This is a genomic window from Candidatus Rickettsiella viridis (assembly GCF_003966755.1).
Taxonomy (GTDB): Bacteria; Pseudomonadota; Gammaproteobacteria; order Diplorickettsiales; family Diplorickettsiaceae; genus Rickettsiella_B; species Rickettsiella_B viridis.
Genome location: NZ_AP018005.1, coordinates 32,128 through 49,113, shown reverse-complemented (window position 1 = coordinate 49,113; position 16,986 = coordinate 32,128). Strand labels below are relative to the sequence as shown.

Genomic DNA, 16,986 nt, shown 5'->3' with positions numbered 1-16,986 from the left:
TTTAATGAAACAAATCTTGAATATAATCGACGGCAGGATAATGAAATGGAACGACACCATCGGGTAAGCCTTGCAAAAATTGTTCAAGCTCAGGGTTTTTATTCATACTTAATTCTTCCGGCGTTCCCCGACCAATAATCTTGCCGCTTGCAATCAAATAAATATAATCCGCAATACGCATGACTTCTTGGACATCATGCGAGACCAAAATCATCGTCATGGATAATGCTCTATTCAAATCACAAATCAGCTTAATAATGACCCCAAGCGCAATAGGGTCTAACCCGGTAAACGGTTCATCGTACATAATCAGTTCTGGATCAAGCGCAATCGCTCGGGCTAATGCAATACGGCGTGCCATACCACCTGATAGCTGACTAGGCATGAGTTCAGCTGTGCCTCGCAACCCTACAGACTCTAATTTCATCAGCACAATATCACGAATCATAAAATCAGGTAGCTGTGTATGTTCTCGCAGAGGGAAAGCAATATTTTCAAAAACGTTTAAATTCGTAAATAGTGCACCGCTTTGGAATAAAATACCTATCTTGCGACGTAACTCATAAAGCTGTGTACGCGATAAATTATTAATAACTCTGTCATTAATCTGTACAGTTCCGGCCTTGGGCTTAAGCTGACCGCCTATTAAGCGTAAAAGGGTTGTTTTACCACAACCACTTGGCCCCATAATCGCAGTAATTTTTCCACGCGGGATAGTTAGGTTGATATCGGAAAAGACGGTGCGTCCGTTACGTTCAAAAGACAAACGTCGAACCTCGACTAAATTGTCCAATCACTCTTCCCCTTTTCTCACTTTCTCAATTAAATAATCAACCACTTGTAAAAAACGCGCCGGGTCTCCGCCTACAAGGCTGGGATCAACTTTATACCGGTTATCCACCACTAATGTTGGCGCAGCAACAATTTTATCCTCTTGCATCAAGGTATCACTACGTAATAGCTGTGCATCAATACCCGGCGAAAAGCTCGCCATACTTTCAAATTCTTGTTGTTTAACACCTTCTTTAATAAAAAAAGCTTCTTGTAATTTAGGATCAGACAAATCCTGCCTATCAACATGAATAGCTTTAAATAGTGCAGGCGTCAATTGTCTCTCTACGCCTAACATCTGGGCTATGTAATAAGCACGCGCTAAACTGCGCCAACTAGGCTGAAATATAATGGGTATACGTTCAAACTTCACATAAGCCGGCTTTTTCGCCAGCCACTTTTCTAAGATTGGTTCAAAATGGTAACAAGCTGGACAGGCATAATTAAAAAACTCTTTGACCTCTATAATTTCTTTAGGACCTATTATAGGGGTAATTTGTGAGTTAGAAATAACTTGATAGTCTCTCCCTGCTTGAAAATCAGTAGGGGAGTTTGGCTTACCACTACTGACCTTCCCACAAGATATCAATAGGGTGGATAAAATCAGTAACGCCAGGCTACGGATAGTCAACTTAAGCATACGGCCCTCTTTTATAAAGACGTCAAAGCAATAAAAATGACCAAGCATAACATAGCTTATAGAAAAACGTTAAACGTTAAGTGACTACATGCGTGTAGCAAAGGAGGAATGTACAGGCACGAAGCAACTTATAGGTTGAAAATATGCTCAATAAAGCAAGGTGTTGAGCGATACCTGAGCTACGAGATAAACTAAAAAGCCTATGTACTATCACTATTACATCGCTAGCGCTAGTGGAAAATAACTAGACCACATCACATAAAAGCATCAGCTAAAAATTAGATTTAAGTTTAACTCTATTAAATATTATGAGAAAAAAATAAGTTTTTCTTTTTAAACAAAAAAATTGGCTGTAATTTATTATCATGTGAGGAAAGTATAATTTTTTGTTTTTAATTAGCTGACTAACTCGATACTTATGGGCAACCATCGTAAATTCTATTGTTTTTCCTACTGCGCCAAGTCCATTGTTTTTTAATGATCAAATCCTTTTCATTATTTCTCTTAAATTACTTATCAAAAATGATTTAACTTTATTTTATCTATTCGATTAAATTTTATTAACTCTTTGATTATTCATCTCCTTTTGCGAAATTTAGAACATTGAAATAATCTTTGATAGGTAATACTATAGTGCTGAGGGTGTGTAAATTTTAGCAATTGTAAAATAAAAATTAAATTAAAAACAATATAAAATCCTCTGGAGACATACGAAATTTTCTTCATAGAAGACGATAGGGATATTTAAATACAACACTAAGGCTTCTCTTATTTAATCATTTTTTATGGAGATAAATTATGTGGACTATCTCGAATCAAATACGCTATCAAATTATTGCGCAATATCGAGGAAGCAAACTGATGATTAATATCCTGGGTAAAGGGCTCTATTTTATGAGCAATGCGCGTCATATTTTTAATAACCCCTTGCTTTTAAATGGCTTTTCACAAGAAGAAGCGGCGCTTATTGGCTATATTGTTGGTACAGAAAGCGGTATAGATAGTTAGCAACGCTGCTCTTTTTCCTTACACCTATTTAAAAGGTGGAATTTGATGCATTATAAAACAAGTATAAGGACGCTTTTTAATTCAGCCTAAATTTTTAGTAAGGTAGCTTATCTATTATGATGAAAAATCAAGAGGATTTAAAAAAGGCTTCAGCTAAAGCCGCATTAGACTATATTAAAATGGGCCAAGTTATTGGTTTAGGCAGTGGATCCACTGTCAATCACTTTATAACCGCATTAGCCTCTATAAAATCAAAAATTGAAGGTGTTGTTGCAGCCTCTGTTAATACCGAAAAATATTTAAAACAACACGGTATTCCTATCCTAAATCTTAATACCGCTGGTGAATTAGCGCTTTACATCGATGGTGCTGACGAAGTCAATCCCCAACTACAGCTAATAAAAGGAGGGGGCGGTGCTTTAACTCGCGAAAAAATTATAGCGGCTGCGAGCAAACACTTTATTTGTATCGCTGATGAAAGTAAATACGTTGGATTATTAGGACAAGGCGCACTTCCCATTGAAGTTATTCCTATGGGGCGTAGCTATGTTGCGAGAGAAATTGTTAAATTAGGAGGCTTTCCTGCTTATCGCGATAACTTCCTTACCGATAATGGAAATATTATTTTAGATACTCAAAATTGGGACTTTACTGATCCTATTCGCCTAGAACGACTCCTTAATAACATTCCCGGTGTTGTTTGCAATGGGCTATTTGCGCAACGTCCCGCCGATACATTATTACTAGCCACCGACAGTGGCGTTAAAACAACAGAAAGGTAGGATAATAAACAGAAACTGCTATACTTTAATGATAGTAAAGAGGTAAGAATGATTTGGATCATTAGTTTAAACAGCAGTCTAGGTCATATTTATTCTTATGAACCAAAGGAACACCAGCTAACGCTTTTAGAAAGCTTAACAAACCCAAGTGCACATCTAAAAGACAGTGATTTACTGACCGATAAGCCTGGTCACTATCAAACCATGCACGCTGCCAAAGGAGCCTATGAAGCACCCAGCGATCCGCACGAAGTAGCGCTAGCACGCTTTACCCGAAATTTAGCTGATTTATTAAAAAAAGGGCTTGATAATCATCAATATAAAAAACTCATTTTATGCGCGCCGCCGCATGTAGGCGGCGCTCTGTTAAGCAACCTTGATAAACAAGTTGAGCATACCTTATTAATAAATATCAAAAAAAATTTTGTTGAATCGGATCCCTCACAGTTAATTGACTATTTAAAAGCAAACTGGTGGGATATTGTTCGTTCAAATAAATTATAATAGCTGATATGTCAAACTGCACTAACAACAACTTAGTCATTGATAAAAGTCACGCTTCACCTAACGTCAATCAACGGATCTTTTCTTTAGTTTTACATTACACCGCACTTGACCTTAAATCTTCGTTAAAAGCATTAACTGACCCTAACACGCAGGTCAGTGCACATTACCTTATTCCTGAACAGAGCATAAGCGGAAAAAGACAAATTTTTCAACTGGTTGATGAAAAAGAACGCGCTTGGCATGCAGGCGCTAGTACGTGGCAGAAAAGAATAAACTTAAATGATTCTTCTATTGGAATAGAGATTGTTAATTTAGGCTATAGCGATAAAAATGGGAAACGACTCTGGTATCCTTTTACTGATTATCAAATTGAAAGTGTGATTGAATTAGCAAAAATTATTATTGCTCGCTATCAGATCCATCCTAGCTGTATCATTGGACATAGTGATATAGCACCGGGGCGAAAAGTGGATCCTGGCCCTTTATTTCCCTGGAAAACTCTCTATGAAAATGGCATTGGCGCATGGTTTGAAGAAGAAGAAGAACTTGGCTATAATCATGCACATGAGATTGATATTTCAAGTTTACAAAAAAATTTACAAGCCTATGGATATGCGATTGAAATAACGGGAACACTTGATAAACAAACTCGTACCATTTTACAAGCCTTTCAAATGCACTTCAGAGCTCGAGATTATTCAGGTAATCCAGACACTGAAACCTTTGCAATACTTGAAAATTTACTAAAAAAATACTTTCCTAAGATAAAATAAGACTCATTGATATCTTCATTTTTTCTGGCAAAAAAAATAATTCCAGCTATATTCTTTAAACTCCAGCATTCATAGGATTCAACAATGTTTCACAGACTCAGGGAAGTATCAAATAATAATCAGTTATTAATCCAACAATTTAATCAATTAAGCCAGCACATGTTATGGGCACTCGAAGAAAACCGTAATTTACGTAGGGAAATAATAGGGCTAACCCGAGATTTAAGCAGTATTCTTCTCGATCATATTAACTCGCAGCAACGATCTTTAGCATTACAACAAGAAATAGCCGCTAAAACTTCGAGAATTACCGAGCTAGAAAGCCATATAACAAGGCTCCAGGAAAAAATAACTTCGTTAGATAACCAGCTCGTTCGATCTATCTCGCGTACCCAAATAATAATCCCTAATCCTACAGTTACTACCAACAACGCCAACATGCATTCTTCTGCAACAAATGCACCTAATAATCATTAAACTCAATAAGATAAACCAGCCAATTAAATTACCATTATTTAGGCCGTTTCCAAGTTGATATAGTCCGTGTCTCTGCACGGCTAACCGTTAATTTTCCTGCAGGTACCTCTTTACTTAAGGTAGAACCAGCGCCTATGGTTGCTTTCTTCCCTACGCGAATAGGTGCTATTAATGCTGCATTGGAACCAATAAATACTTCATCTTCAATGATTGTCTGATATTTTTTAACACCATCATAATTACAGGTAATGGTTCCAGCACCTACGTTAACGTTTTTTCCAATCTTTGCATCACCAATATAACTGAGGTGATTAATTTTAGTTTCTGATTGAATCTGGCTATTTTTAATCTCAACAAAATTGCCAATATGAACATTATTCTTTAATTTAGTCCCTGGTCGAATGCGCGCAAAAGGACCAATAATGCAATTATCTTCAATAATCGCATCTTCAATCATGCAATAACCTTTAATTTCTACTCCGGCACCTATTTTGACATTCTTGAGTGTTGTATTTGGCCCTATATAACTATTTGCACCAATGGTATTTTCCCCTTCTAAAATAACATTGATATCGATAACAACATCTTTCCCTATAGTTAATTTACCTCGTAAATCAAAACGATTGGGATCGTGCAAAGTAAGCCCTTTTAGCATGAGCTTTTCTGCTTGGCTTTTCTGGTAGTGACGCTCCAGTTTAGCAAGCTGCACTCGATCATTAATGCCTTGCGTTTCGCCCTCAATATCGGATGAAACTGTTACTACATTAATTTTTGAATTGACTGCCATTTCAATGATATCCGTTAAATAGTATTCCCCTTGCGCATTCATTTTTTTAAGATTAGGAAGCCATTGTTTTAATAACTTAACCGGGACATAAAAAATACCACTATTTACTTCCTGTATTTTTTTTTGTACGGCTGTTGCTTCCTTTTCTTCGATGATTTGAGCAACTTCCCCCTTTGCATTACGCAAAATACGACCTAATCCAAATGGATACGGCGTTGTTAAGGTAATCAAACCAATTTCATTCGGTTTCGTATTAGCAATTAATTTTTTTAAGGTACTCAAATGAATGAGCGGGGTATCTCCCAGCAAAATAAGTACTTGATTCTCATCGTTTTTAATCTGTGGTATCGCTTGTGCAACAGCATGACCCGTACCTAAAATTTCTTTTTGCTTCACCCAAGTAACCGCTAAATCAGCTAGATAATTAGGCACTTGGCTTCCGCCATTCCCATATATGACATGAATAGCATGTGGATTTAATTGACTAACCGTTTCTACTATGTACTGTAGTAATGGTTTCCCCGCTAGTTTATGCAAAACTTTAGGTAGATTAGAATGCATACGCTTGCCGTGACCTGCGGCAAGAATAATGACATCAAGAAATTTTTTTTGGGGGTGTGATAGTTTGTTTGATTTCATGGTTGAAGCTTTTTGTCCCCACCCATCTGCCTAAAAACAGACGATATTGGCGCTAGGAGATAAACTCCGTTCCATAGCTTAACGCTTTCCTGTTGCTTTCTGCTTTAACTTAGCAATTGCTTGCAATTGTGCAACAGCTTGGGCAAGTTCTATTGTTGCTTTTGCATAATCAATATCGGCTTGTTTATCGCTTAAAGCATGCTCCGCACGCTGTTTCGCTTCTAATGCTGCCATCTCATCTAAATCAGCTGCTCGAACCGCTGTATCCGCTAAAAGCGTAATTAACGTAGGCTGAACTTCTAATATGCCACCCGAAATATAGAGAACTTCATCCTCTCCATCTGGTTTTACAAGCCGAACAGATCCTGGCTTTAATGCGGTTACCAGTTGTGTGTGGCCTGGATAAATGCCTAACTCTCCGAGCAACCCGCTAACCACTAAGTGAGCAACTTGACCTGAAAAAATCTCAGTTTCAGCACTAACTATGTCAACCTGCATACTCTTCATCATGATACTTAAAACCCTATAAGGCCTTTGCTTTAGTCGCTACTTCGTCAATACCACCAACCATATAAAATGCTTGTTCTGGCACATCGTCATATTCGCCATTTAATATTGCTTTAAAGCCACGAATCGTTTCTTTAAGGCTGACATATTTACCTGGCGAACCGGTAAATATTTCTGCAACAAAGAACGGTTGTGATAAAAACCGCTGTACTTTACGTGCGCGCATTACAATAAGCTTATCTTGTTCTGATAGCTCATCCATCCCTAAAATAGCAATAATGTCCTTTAATTCTTTATAACGCTGTAAGGTTTTTTGCACCGCACGCGCCACTGTATAATGCTCTTCACCAACAATCAACAGATCCAGCTGACGGCTATTAGAATCAAGAGGATCGATAGCCGGGTAAATCCCTAATTCGGCAATTTGACGCGACAATACAACGGTAGCATCTAAATGTGCAAAGGTAGTTGCTGGAGAAGGATCCGTCAAATCGTCAGCAGGAACATATACCGCTTGGATAGAGGTGATAGAGCCTGTTTTAGTTGAAGTAATACGCTCTTGCAAAGCACCCATTTCAGCAGCCAATGTCGGTTGATAACCTACGGCTGAAGGCATACGACCTAATAACGCAGAAACTTCTACGCCCGCGAGCGTATAACGATAAATATTATCGATAAATAATAAAACATCACGACCCTCATCACGAAAATTTTCTGCAACGGTTAGACCAGTCAATGCCACACGCAAACGATTACCAGGAGGTTCATTCATCTGTCCATAGACCAACGACACTTTATCTAAAACGTTAGATTCTTTCATTTCGTGGTAGAAATCATTTCCTTCCCGTGTACGCTCACCAACACCGGCAAATACGGAATAACCACTATGTTCGATGGCAATATTACGGATAAGTTCCATCATGTTGACAGTTTTACCTACACCCGCACCACCAAATAAACCTACTTTACCGCCTTTTGCAAAAGGACAAAGTAAATCAATTACTTTGATACCCGTCTCTAAGAGCTGCTCATTGGCGGCTTGTTCCGAAAAACTAGGCGCCTTACGATGAATTGGTAAACGTAATTCTTCATTAATGGGGCCGGCCTCATCAATAGGCTGACCTAAAACGTCCATAATACGTCCCAAGGTTTGTTTACCCACAGGTACACTAATAGGCGCCCCAGTATTGCTTACCTTTAAACCTCGCTTTAAACCATCACTGGTACCCATTGCAATAGTACGAACAATACCATCGCCTAACTGCTGTTGAACTTCGAGTATTAAACCCTCATTATCCACCATCAATGCATCATAAATGTTAGGCACGTGTCCACGTGAAAACTGGACGTCAACGACGGCACCAATAATTTCAACAATATTTCCGGTAGATTCTGTTTGCTTCATAACTCTTCTCTTCGTTTATTCATGGGACATATTCTTCGCATTCGCACTTGAATATTTGTCTGCTAAACTGCCTCGCTTCCTGCAACTATCTCCGCCAATTCTTTTGTAATAGAGGCTTGGCGGGCCTTATTATAGGCTAACTGCAGATCATTTATCAGTTCACCTGCATTATCAGTAGCACTTTTCATGGCTACCATTCTTGCTGCTTGTTCACAAGCTACATTTTCTACGACACTTTGATAAACTTGCGATTCAATATAACGCGTTAATATCAACTCTAGTAAAGGCTTTGCATCGGGCTCGTAAAGATAATCCCAATGGTAATTTAATTTTGATTTTTCAGGCGGTACAATGGGTAACAACGATAACGCTTTGGGCTTTTGTGTCATAGTGTTAATAAATTCATTATAAATGATCGTTAAACTATCAAGCTCGCCTTGTTTATACGCATCTAACAGAACCTTAATAACCCCAATTAAATCCTGTAACTGTGGTGCATCCCCTAAATGATCCGCATGTGCAACAATATTTCCACCGACCCGCTTAAAAAAGGCTTCCCCTTTTCCACCAATAACAGCCAGATCAATAGCAATACCTTTCTCTTTGCACGCTTGGAATTGCTGCAACGCCATTTTTAATAAATTAGAATTTAAGCCTCCACAAAGTCCTTTATCCGTTGTAATAATGAGAAATCCTGCACGCTTAACTTCTCGCACCTGTAAATAAGGGTGCTGATATTCCGCATGACTGCTGGCAATATGGCTAATAACATCCAACATTTTATGTGCATAAGGGCGAGAAAGCGTCATACGCTCTTGTGCCTTGCGCATTTTACTCGCCGCAACCATTTCCATGGCACAAGTAATTTTCTGCGTACCTTTAATACTGGAAATTTTACCGCGAATTTCTTGTGCAAAACTCATCCGTTATTACCACGTCTGTGTTGTTTTAAAGGAAGTAATGGCTTGCTGCAACGCATCAATAATATTTTGGTTATAATCACCCTTCTTATTGATCTCTGCTAAACAATCCGCCTTCTCTGCGCGCATATAAGCCAATAATCCTTCTGAAAAGGAAACAATCTTGGTTAACTCAACATCATCTAAATAACCTTGATCGGCTGCAAATAAAAGCACTGCCATTTCACCCACACTAAAAGGTGAATATTGTTTTTGTTTCAATATTTCTGTTACACGCTGGCCACGTTCAAGCTGTTTGCGTGTTGCCTCATCTAAATCTGACATAAATTGTGAAAATGTGGCTAATTCACGATATTGAGCTAAGCTCAATCGAACACCACCGCCCAATTTTTTAATAATTTTAGTCTGTGCTGCAGAGCCTACACGTGAAACAGATAACCCAGCGTTAATCGCAGGGCGAATACCTGAATTAAATAAATCGGTTTCTAAAAAAATTTGACCATCCGTAATAGAAATAACGTTAGTAGGAACGAAAGCAGACACGTCACCTGCTTGGGTTTCAATAATAGGTAGTGCAGTCAATGATCCTGTTTGACCTTTAACACGCCCATTCGTTGCTTTCTCAACGAACTCCGCATTCACGCGTGAAGCACGCTCCAATAAACGAGAATGTAAATAAAAAATATCTCCGGGATACGCTTCGCGGCCTGGTGGTCTACGCAATAATAAGGAAATCTGTCTATATGCCCACGCTTGCTTGGTTAAATCATCGTAAATAATGAGTGCATCTTGGCCTTGGTCACGAAAATATTCACCCATCGCACAACCAGCATAAGGGGCAATAAACTGCATAGCGGCAGAATCAGCCGCACTGGCTGAAACAATAATGGTGTGCTTTAACGCGTCATGCTCTTCTAATTTTCTAACAACGGCAGCGATCGAAGAAGCTTTTTGACCTATCGCCACATAGATACATTTTACACCTGTACCTTTTTGATTGATGATGGCATCAATAGCCAATGCAGTTTTACCTGTTTGCCTATCACCAATAATCAATTCACGTTGACCACGCCCAACAGGTACCATACTGTCGATAGCAAGAATACCTGTCTGTAACGGTTGTGAAACGCTTTGACGCCAAATAACCCCTGGTGCTATCTGCTCGATAGGCGCACTCATTTCAGTTTGGATAGGACCACGACCATCAATGGCTTGTCCTAACGCATTTACGACACGACCTAGTAACGCTTCTCCAACAGGAACTTCTAAAATACGCCCCGTACATTTGACGGTTTGGCCTTCACTCAGTGCTTCATAATCACCTAATACAACGGCACCCACTGAGTCTCGCTCTAAATTTAAAGCTAACCCATAACATTGGTCGGGAAACTCTATCATTTCACCCAGCATTACATCGTTTAAGCCATAAATACGTACAATCCCGTCAGAAATACTGACAATACTTCCCTCTGTACGCGTTTCGGCAGAGACATCAAATTTCTGTATACGCGCTTTAATCAATTCGCTAATTTCTGATGTGGTTAGTTGCTGCATACTTTGCCTCTATATTTTAATTCACTAATCTCGCACGTAAACGTTCTAGCTTGCTGCGCACAGAACTATCGATGACTAAATCACCCACTCGAACAACGAGTCCGCCGAGTAAACTATCATCAACAACGTAGTCTAATTTAACTTCTCGTTGTAAGCGTTTTTCTAAAACTGCCGTTAATGCTAAACCTTCTGTCTCCGTTAAATGAATCGCAGAAACCGCCTGTACCGTCATTTGGTTAGCCCGCTCAGCTATATAATGTCCAAACAGCTGTTCAATCTCCGGTAGAACTAATAAACGTTGATGAAGTGCGATAAGTTTTAAAAAATTCTCTCCGCTGCTAAACATCCAGCCTTTACACGCCGCCAGCAAGCACTCATAAGCAGCCATCTTATCAAAGCGTGGATCTTTTAATAAAACTTGCATCGCTTTGTCTTTTACAATCAACGTAGCTTGACTGAGCAAAGCAGACCAACTTTCTAAGCCTTTCTCTTCCACCGCATAGTCAAACGCCGCCTTAGCATAAGGTCTTGCAATAGATATACTCTTCGCACTTGAATTTTCGGCGGCGTTTCCGCTCAACTCGCCCTCCTCATGTATCATGCATACACTCCGACTGCTTCATTTTTGCGGCGTCTTGCCAAAAATCCCATGCTGTGAGTATGCCCAGCTCGTCTCTCATTAAATCTCTTCCAAGGATTGTTTAACTAAAGCCTGTTGAACTTCGCGTTTATCCAGTGCTTGCTTTAAAATCTTTTCAACCATTGTTGTCGCCAAACTAGCGGCTTCTGCACGTAATTTTTCCTGAGCAGTTTGCCACTCTTGCTGAATATCAGCTTGCGCTATGGATAATAGGCGCTCATTTTCTTTACGTATCTGTTGTTTTGATTCTTCTGCCATTTGATTAGCACGCCTACTTGCTTGCTCAATAATTTCAGCCGCCTGTTGTTTAGCCTGCTGCATCTGCTCATCAACTTTTTGCTGAGCCAATTCTAAAGCGTGCTGACCTCGTTCCGCCGCTGCTAAACCTTCAGCAATATGTTGCTCGCGCTCTTTCATTGCCTTTAAGAGAGGTGGCCACACAAACTTCATGGTAAACCAGACAAAAACAGCAAATGTAATTAACTGGCCGACTAATGTAATATTAATTTCCACAACAACAGTCTCTCAAATTATTCTCGTTTAACCGGCTACTGGCTTTGCTACCAGTTTCATGACTTCGGCTAAAAACGGATTTTTAGCAAAGATTAAGTAAAGCCCCATTACGATAGAAATCGCTGCAAATGCGTCGACTAACCCTGCCATTAAAAACATGCGTAACATCAACATGGGCGTTAATTCAGGCTGCCGGGCAACACCTTCTAAAAACTTCCCACCTAAAATACCAAAACCAATCGCAGTCCCTAATGCCGCTAACCCTACTAATAAAGCTGCCGCGATAGCGGTTAGCCCTTGGACATTAGCAACAACTTGTGCAACTTCCACCATTTTTTATACCCTCTCTTATATTAATAAACAATTAATGTGCTTCTTCAGCATGAGACTCATGCGCCATACTTAAATAAACGATCGTCAACATCATAAAGATAAAAGCCTGAATAACAATGATCAAAATATGAAAAATTGACCATACGCCACCAAACGTCCACTGTATCCACCACGGCAGTAAAGCAACTAGAATAAAAATTAATTCGCCCGCGAATAAATTTCCAAATAACCGTAATGATAAAGAAATAGGGCGTACAAATTCTTCTAATAACCGGAAAATAATATTGATAGGAAAAAGATACGGACCAAATGGCGTGATGAGCATTTCCTTACCGAGTCCCTTAAATCCCTTAATTTTTAGGTTATAGTAAATGATTAGACAAAAGACTGCAATTGACATACCAAACGTTGCATTGGGATCCGCTGTAGGTACTGATCGGAAATGTGTGATGCCAAACAATGACAGCGTTGTCGGTAAAAAATCAACGGGGATTAAATCCATAAAATTCATTAAAAACACCCAAACAAAAATCGTTAATGCTAATGGTGCAATTAATTGGCTCGTTCCTTGAAAAGATTCTTTAACCGTTTTATCAACAAATTCAATGAGAATTTCAACGAAATTTTGTATTTTTCCGGGAATACCCGCTTGGGCCGACACGGCGACCCAACGAAATAAAAATAGAAATCCTATTCCCAATACTAAGGATAAAAAAAAAGTATCGAGATTTAAATTCCAAAAACCTTGCCCGTGAAAACTGAAAGTCTTCAGGTTAAAAGTCAAATGTTCAAGGTGATGTTGAACGTAATCGGCAGAGGACTGAGTACTCATATGCCTTCCTTGTTTTTCATCATTAAGCGTACCCAAAAAACCAGCTGGGAAGCAAAATAGCCTGTGACAAGCGCAGCTATGTTAACTGATAGTAACTTTATTATCATTACAAAAAAAAACCCACTTAACAACAATTTTATTATTTCAGCTTTATAAAATATCCTTAATAAGGATACTGAAGAAACTTTAGCTACATTACGAAATAACTTATTAGCAAAATAACAACTCGGTACTGCCCAAATGAAAACGCCTAATACAAACGAGCTACCAAACTGCCAGCGGTGTAAAATCCCCGCTACAAAAAAAGCGATGCTGCCTGTTATGAGGCCTGCCACCCCTATCTGCCGCATTAAGCTAAGAGGGCATTGAATTTTACTAATGACCATCCACCCCCCCTCATCAAATTGCCGCACAGTATAATAAGCACACTCTTTTTATGCAATGATAAAAGAAGAAGATGACAGATAAAAAGAGAATTTGGGCTATCTAGTGTTTAATAAGCCGACCCATAGGGAAAATGGAAGGATAGGGGATAATAAGCGGTCTCTTATTACCCCTAAAACTTAAGCCGCCATCTTTACGCTTAACTGCTGCTCCGACGATATACTCTGCTGCTCTACTGGCAAGTGGCAACCACCAAAGAATGGTAGCTCGGCTGCTAAACAAGCGCGGAGCGCGTTATCAGCTTTAGAAGCTTCAGATTCACTCTCTTGGCTTTCTAGAGAACCTTTAAGCTTCTGAATAGCTATTTCATCCGCTTGGCTTCTTTCCTGTGTATCACTATCGCTGCTGACTAAGTTACCTGAAATGGAATTAAGCGCGCCAGCAGCACCTGCCGCAATATACTTAGAAGTCAATGGTGTACCTGACAGCAAAGTAGCCCCATTAGCTACGCCATTAATAAGCATGGCTCCCCCAGTAATTATATCGCGACCGGCACTCGCTATTTTGTTAAGCAGTGGTGACTTTTTTGCTGCTTCACTTAATTGAGTCGGCTCCTTGCGAAACAAGCTTTTGACGTTCGCTGGAATACCCAGAAAAAAGTTGCCCATCACTTTACAAAAAGTACTGACGGTCAATACATTAAACGGCAATTGACCTACAAATGATGTCACAAAGACAAAAATAGAAGCAGGGCCACCAAAAATAGTTCCTAACGTCGGAACCCCCATATGACAGGCCATGAATAAACCAAATACTCCTATACCACAAACGGCAAGCGTAATACCATGAGACAGGAATTTCAAGAAAGACATTTCCTTCCAAGCTGTCCTTAACGATTGCCATAATCGAGAAGCAGAAAGATTTGGCGCTATTTCCACAAAGGCCTTAAACATAACGATGGTCATCGTTATGGCTAATACGACAGCTAAAATTATCGGTAAAGGTCCGGTTGCCGCTAAAAACGGTAAAGCCACTAACATAGTAGAGAGCTGCACCAAAGAAAAAGCAGCGAAAGAAATACCTACCGCCACAGAAAAAAGTGCAGCGAGTGGTAAATAGACATATTTTTTAAGATTCGAGAATTGTTTAAGATCACCCTCTTCATTTATAAACTCAGTTATTCTACTAGGGTTGAACAGCTTCAGTAAAAACTCTGGAAGCGACTTTGAAAAAAAACGCGCGTTAACTGCAAAACCAATAAGGCCAACAATCACAACTATCGGTATAACAACACCTGGTAATAAAGCACTCCCAATTAATGCGTAAATAGCACCTCCTGTAAAAAACCCACAGGCTAATGCGGCAATAATCGCCACAGAAACACTTAGCGAAGCTAAAATTTTCTGCTGTAGTGTTTTAAAAGAAGTAATCGCGTTGGCTGCCTTTTTAAAGCGCTGCTCAATATCTTTACCCTCAGGTACCTTTAAGTCGGGATTAATTGTTTTTAATGTATCAAGACACTTAGAAGTCAATTCTATTAACTGGTTTCCGCTTACTTTCGCATTAGCTCTTTTTATATCAGTTTTTATATCAGTTAATTGCTTGTTAAGCACCACAATATTTTCACTGTTTTTAGTATCCTCCTTTAATTCTTCTGCTAAAACTGCTTTGCTCAAGACTTTTTCGACTAAATTAATAACTTCTATGTTAAGTGCTTCGTGAATTTTTTTTCGAATTGGTTTGGCTAAATCTTTTTTATATTTAAACGCATGACGTTTTTTTTTATCATCTCTACTTAACCCGCTATCTTCCCAAGCTTCTAAAAAGCAACGAAGATTATGTAGCCTTCCCCATAATTCTTCATCTAACTTTTCATCAGAGAGATCTTCCCAACTAGATGGCTGGAAGGGAAAGCGACCTAAGGAATACAACCGCTTAATATCCTTATTAAAGTTCCCTTCAAAAAGCATATATTTTTTTAAGCCCATAACAGACAGTTTTTCCACGAGATTTTTAGCATGTGAATCTTTTCCCATCTTACCGAGCAGTTGCTTTAAGAAAGTTTTTAGTTGCATAAATGCCCCTTATGTTTTATTTTCGTTTTCCCGTTACTCTAGAAAATACTTATAAGTGGAAATCCCTTTCATCCACTTTAATTGTATACGCTTTAGCTTAACGAAAAATTAAAACTTCTATTTAATCCCAGATAATCCATTTTGCCTTGCAAAGCCCGGACTTAATAAGGTTCACTAGAAATTGATGGTATTGTCCTATATAGTGGTACACTTAATGACTTATACATAAGGTCGTCTTTTATATAAGTACCGCTTAAATCTCTATATTGTCCTATACTCTACGCCAAAAAATGTAAGGAGCAATCACTATGGCCGTCCATGAACTTGAAGGAATTATCTTACAACTTGCCGCATCAGGGAAAGGAATATTAGCTGCCGATGAAAGCCAAACTACTATTGGAAAACGGTTTGCTAGTCTGCACGTAGAATCTACCGTAGAAAACCGGCGTAGTTATCGTGAATTGCTTTTTACAACCCCCGGAATTGAAGCCTTTATCAATGGCGTCATTCTTCATGAAGAAACCTTAGGTCAACGCAATCGAGAAGGCGTTCTTTTTCCTGATCTATTAGACGAACAAGGCATCCTGCCTGGAATTAAAGTCGATAAAGGACTTATTCCACTGAATACAAAAGAAAAAATAACACAAGGTCTAGATGGCTTAGCCGAAAGGCTCGTGATATATAAAAATTTAGGCGCTTGTTTCGCTAAATGGCGGGCGGTATTCACTATTTCCAATACCCTTCCTTCTTCCTTAGCCATAGTGGCAAATGCCCAAGCACTCGCGCGCTATGCCTATATTTGCCAAGATAATGGTTTTGTTCCAATTGTAGAACCTGAATTATTAATAGATGGCAACCATAGCCTTGCACGTTGCGCAGAAGCCAGTGAAGCCACCTTACATGCCGTCTTTGAAGAACTACACAAACATCAAATTCTTTTGAAATGTATGATACTGAAACCCAGTATGGTTATTGCCGGAAATCAGCACATGCCTCCTTCTAGTATCAATGAAGTTGCCCATGCAACACTAAAAGTCCTACAACACACTGTTCCTACAGATGTACCTAGCATTAACTTTCTTTCTGGGGGCCAAACACCCGAGCAGGCAACAGCGCATCTAAATGCCATGAATAAATTAAAAACCGCCAAACAACCTTGGCTTTTAAGTTTTTCTTATGGTCGCGCTTTACAAGAACCTGCCCTAAAAACTTGGAACGGAAAGGCGCATAATGTTAAAGCGGCGCAACGGGCATTTTATAAACGTGCCAAATTAAATGCGGCTGCTTGTAAAGGACTCTATCAAACTACGATGGAAGCTGAAGATAAAGAAGCCGAGCTTGCCTTTGTTTAAATAATTAAATTAGAAGCAGTGATTCAT

19 protein-coding genes are annotated in these 16,986 nt (G+C 39.2%); 6 read left to right on the top strand and 13 right to left on the bottom strand.

The annotated features are described in order from the left end of the window. Window position 1: 1 nt before the first annotated feature. The gene (locus DMP02_RS00250) at window positions 2-793 is read right to left on the bottom strand and encodes an ATP-binding cassette domain-containing protein (RefSeq protein ID WP_126322122.1); all 792 of its coding nucleotides are present in this window, start codon (window positions 791-793) and stop codon (window positions 2-4) included. Then, window positions 794-1,471, bottom strand: coding sequence for a thiol:disulfide interchange protein DsbA/DsbL (locus DMP02_RS00245; protein WP_172593941.1), 678 nt, complete (start codon window positions 1,469-1,471; stop codon window positions 794-796). A gap of 798 nt (window positions 1,472-2,269) precedes the next feature. On the opposite strand from DMP02_RS00245, the gene DMP02_RS00240 reads away from it, so the two are divergent. From DMP02_RS00240 to DMP02_RS00220, 5 genes are all read left to right on the top strand, one after another. Beyond that, entirely contained in the window at window positions 2,270-2,479 is a 210-nt protein-coding gene (locus DMP02_RS00240) for a hypothetical protein (protein ID WP_126322120.1), read from the top strand. Window positions 2,480-2,598: 119 nt separating this feature from the next. Continuing rightward, window positions 2,599-3,261, top strand: coding sequence for a ribose-5-phosphate isomerase RpiA (rpiA, locus tag DMP02_RS00235; RefSeq protein WP_126323456.1), 663 nt, complete (start codon window positions 2,599-2,601; stop codon window positions 3,259-3,261). 48 nt (window positions 3,262-3,309) lie between these two features. Further along, complete coding sequence (locus DMP02_RS00230) at window positions 3,310-3,765, top strand: host attachment protein (RefSeq protein ID WP_126322119.1); 456 nt, start codon at window positions 3,310-3,312, stop codon at window positions 3,763-3,765. Between the two features lie 8 nt (window positions 3,766-3,773). Next, window positions 3,774-4,541, top strand: a complete 768-nt coding sequence (locus DMP02_RS00225; RefSeq protein ID WP_126322118.1) for an N-acetylmuramoyl-L-alanine amidase — start codon at window positions 3,774-3,776, stop codon at window positions 4,539-4,541. A gap of 84 nt (window positions 4,542-4,625) precedes the next feature. Continuing rightward, on the top strand, window positions 4,626-5,018 hold the full coding sequence (locus tag DMP02_RS00220) for a hypothetical protein (RefSeq protein WP_126322117.1): 393 nt from the start codon (window positions 4,626-4,628) through the stop codon (window positions 5,016-5,018). Window positions 5,019-5,052: 34 nt separating this feature from the next. On the opposite strand, the gene glmU is transcribed toward DMP02_RS00220, so the two are convergent. The 11 genes from glmU to DMP02_RS00165 all read right to left on the bottom strand — a co-directional run bounded on the left by glmU (window position 5,053) and on the right by DMP02_RS00165 (window position 15,607). Then, entirely contained in the window at window positions 5,053-6,444 is a 1,392-nt protein-coding gene (gene glmU, locus DMP02_RS00215; protein WP_126322116.1) for a bifunctional UDP-N-acetylglucosamine diphosphorylase/glucosamine-1-phosphate N-acetyltransferase GlmU, read from the bottom strand. A 78-nt stretch (window positions 6,445-6,522) separates the two neighbouring features. Continuing rightward, on the bottom strand, window positions 6,523-6,954 hold the full coding sequence (locus tag DMP02_RS00210; RefSeq protein ID WP_126322115.1) for a F0F1 ATP synthase subunit epsilon: 432 nt from the start codon (window positions 6,952-6,954) through the stop codon (window positions 6,523-6,525). Window positions 6,955-6,967: 13 nt separating this feature from the next. Further along, window positions 6,968-8,356, bottom strand: a complete 1,389-nt coding sequence (atpD, locus tag DMP02_RS00205) for a F0F1 ATP synthase subunit beta (protein WP_126322114.1) — start codon at window positions 8,354-8,356, stop codon at window positions 6,968-6,970. A gap of 62 nt (window positions 8,357-8,418) precedes the next feature. Beyond that, complete coding sequence (atpG, locus tag DMP02_RS00200) at window positions 8,419-9,279, bottom strand: F0F1 ATP synthase subunit gamma (protein WP_126322113.1); 861 nt, start codon at window positions 9,277-9,279, stop codon at window positions 8,419-8,421. Window positions 9,280-9,285: 6 nt separating this feature from the next. Beyond that, on the bottom strand, window positions 9,286-10,830 hold the full coding sequence (gene atpA / locus DMP02_RS00195) for a F0F1 ATP synthase subunit alpha (protein ID WP_126322112.1): 1,545 nt from the start codon (window positions 10,828-10,830) through the stop codon (window positions 9,286-9,288). A gap of 16 nt (window positions 10,831-10,846) precedes the next feature. After that, window positions 10,847-11,431 (bottom strand): F0F1 ATP synthase subunit delta, encoded by a 585-nt coding sequence (locus tag DMP02_RS00190; RefSeq protein ID WP_126322111.1) that lies wholly within the window; start codon window positions 11,429-11,431, stop codon window positions 10,847-10,849. Between the two features lie 78 nt (window positions 11,432-11,509). After that, entirely contained in the window at window positions 11,510-11,983 is a 474-nt protein-coding gene (locus DMP02_RS00185; protein WP_126322110.1) for a F0F1 ATP synthase subunit B, read from the bottom strand. Between the two features lie 27 nt (window positions 11,984-12,010). Next, window positions 12,011-12,313: a F0F1 ATP synthase subunit C gene (gene atpE, locus DMP02_RS00180; RefSeq protein ID WP_126323455.1), complete on the bottom strand. Its 303-nt coding sequence runs from the start codon at window positions 12,311-12,313 to the stop codon at window positions 12,011-12,013. 34 nt (window positions 12,314-12,347) lie between these two features. Next, the gene (atpB, locus tag DMP02_RS00175; RefSeq protein WP_126322109.1) at window positions 12,348-13,148 is read right to left on the bottom strand and encodes a F0F1 ATP synthase subunit A; all 801 of its coding nucleotides are present in this window, start codon (window positions 13,146-13,148) and stop codon (window positions 12,348-12,350) included. Next, window positions 13,145-13,534: an ATP synthase subunit I gene (locus tag DMP02_RS00170; RefSeq protein WP_126322108.1), complete on the bottom strand. Its 390-nt coding sequence runs from the start codon at window positions 13,532-13,534 to the stop codon at window positions 13,145-13,147. The genes atpB and DMP02_RS00170 overlap by 4 nt, the downstream gene beginning before the upstream one ends. Before the next feature lie 177 nt (window positions 13,535-13,711). Then, on the bottom strand, window positions 13,712-15,607 hold the full coding sequence (locus DMP02_RS00165; protein ID WP_126322107.1) for a hypothetical protein: 1,896 nt from the start codon (window positions 15,605-15,607) through the stop codon (window positions 13,712-13,714). 308 nt (window positions 15,608-15,915) lie between these two features. Between DMP02_RS00165 and DMP02_RS00160 the strand changes: the two genes are divergently transcribed. Then, complete coding sequence (locus DMP02_RS00160) at window positions 15,916-16,959, top strand: class I fructose-bisphosphate aldolase (protein ID WP_126322106.1); 1,044 nt, start codon at window positions 15,916-15,918, stop codon at window positions 16,957-16,959. Window positions 16,960-16,986: the final 27 nt, after the last annotated feature.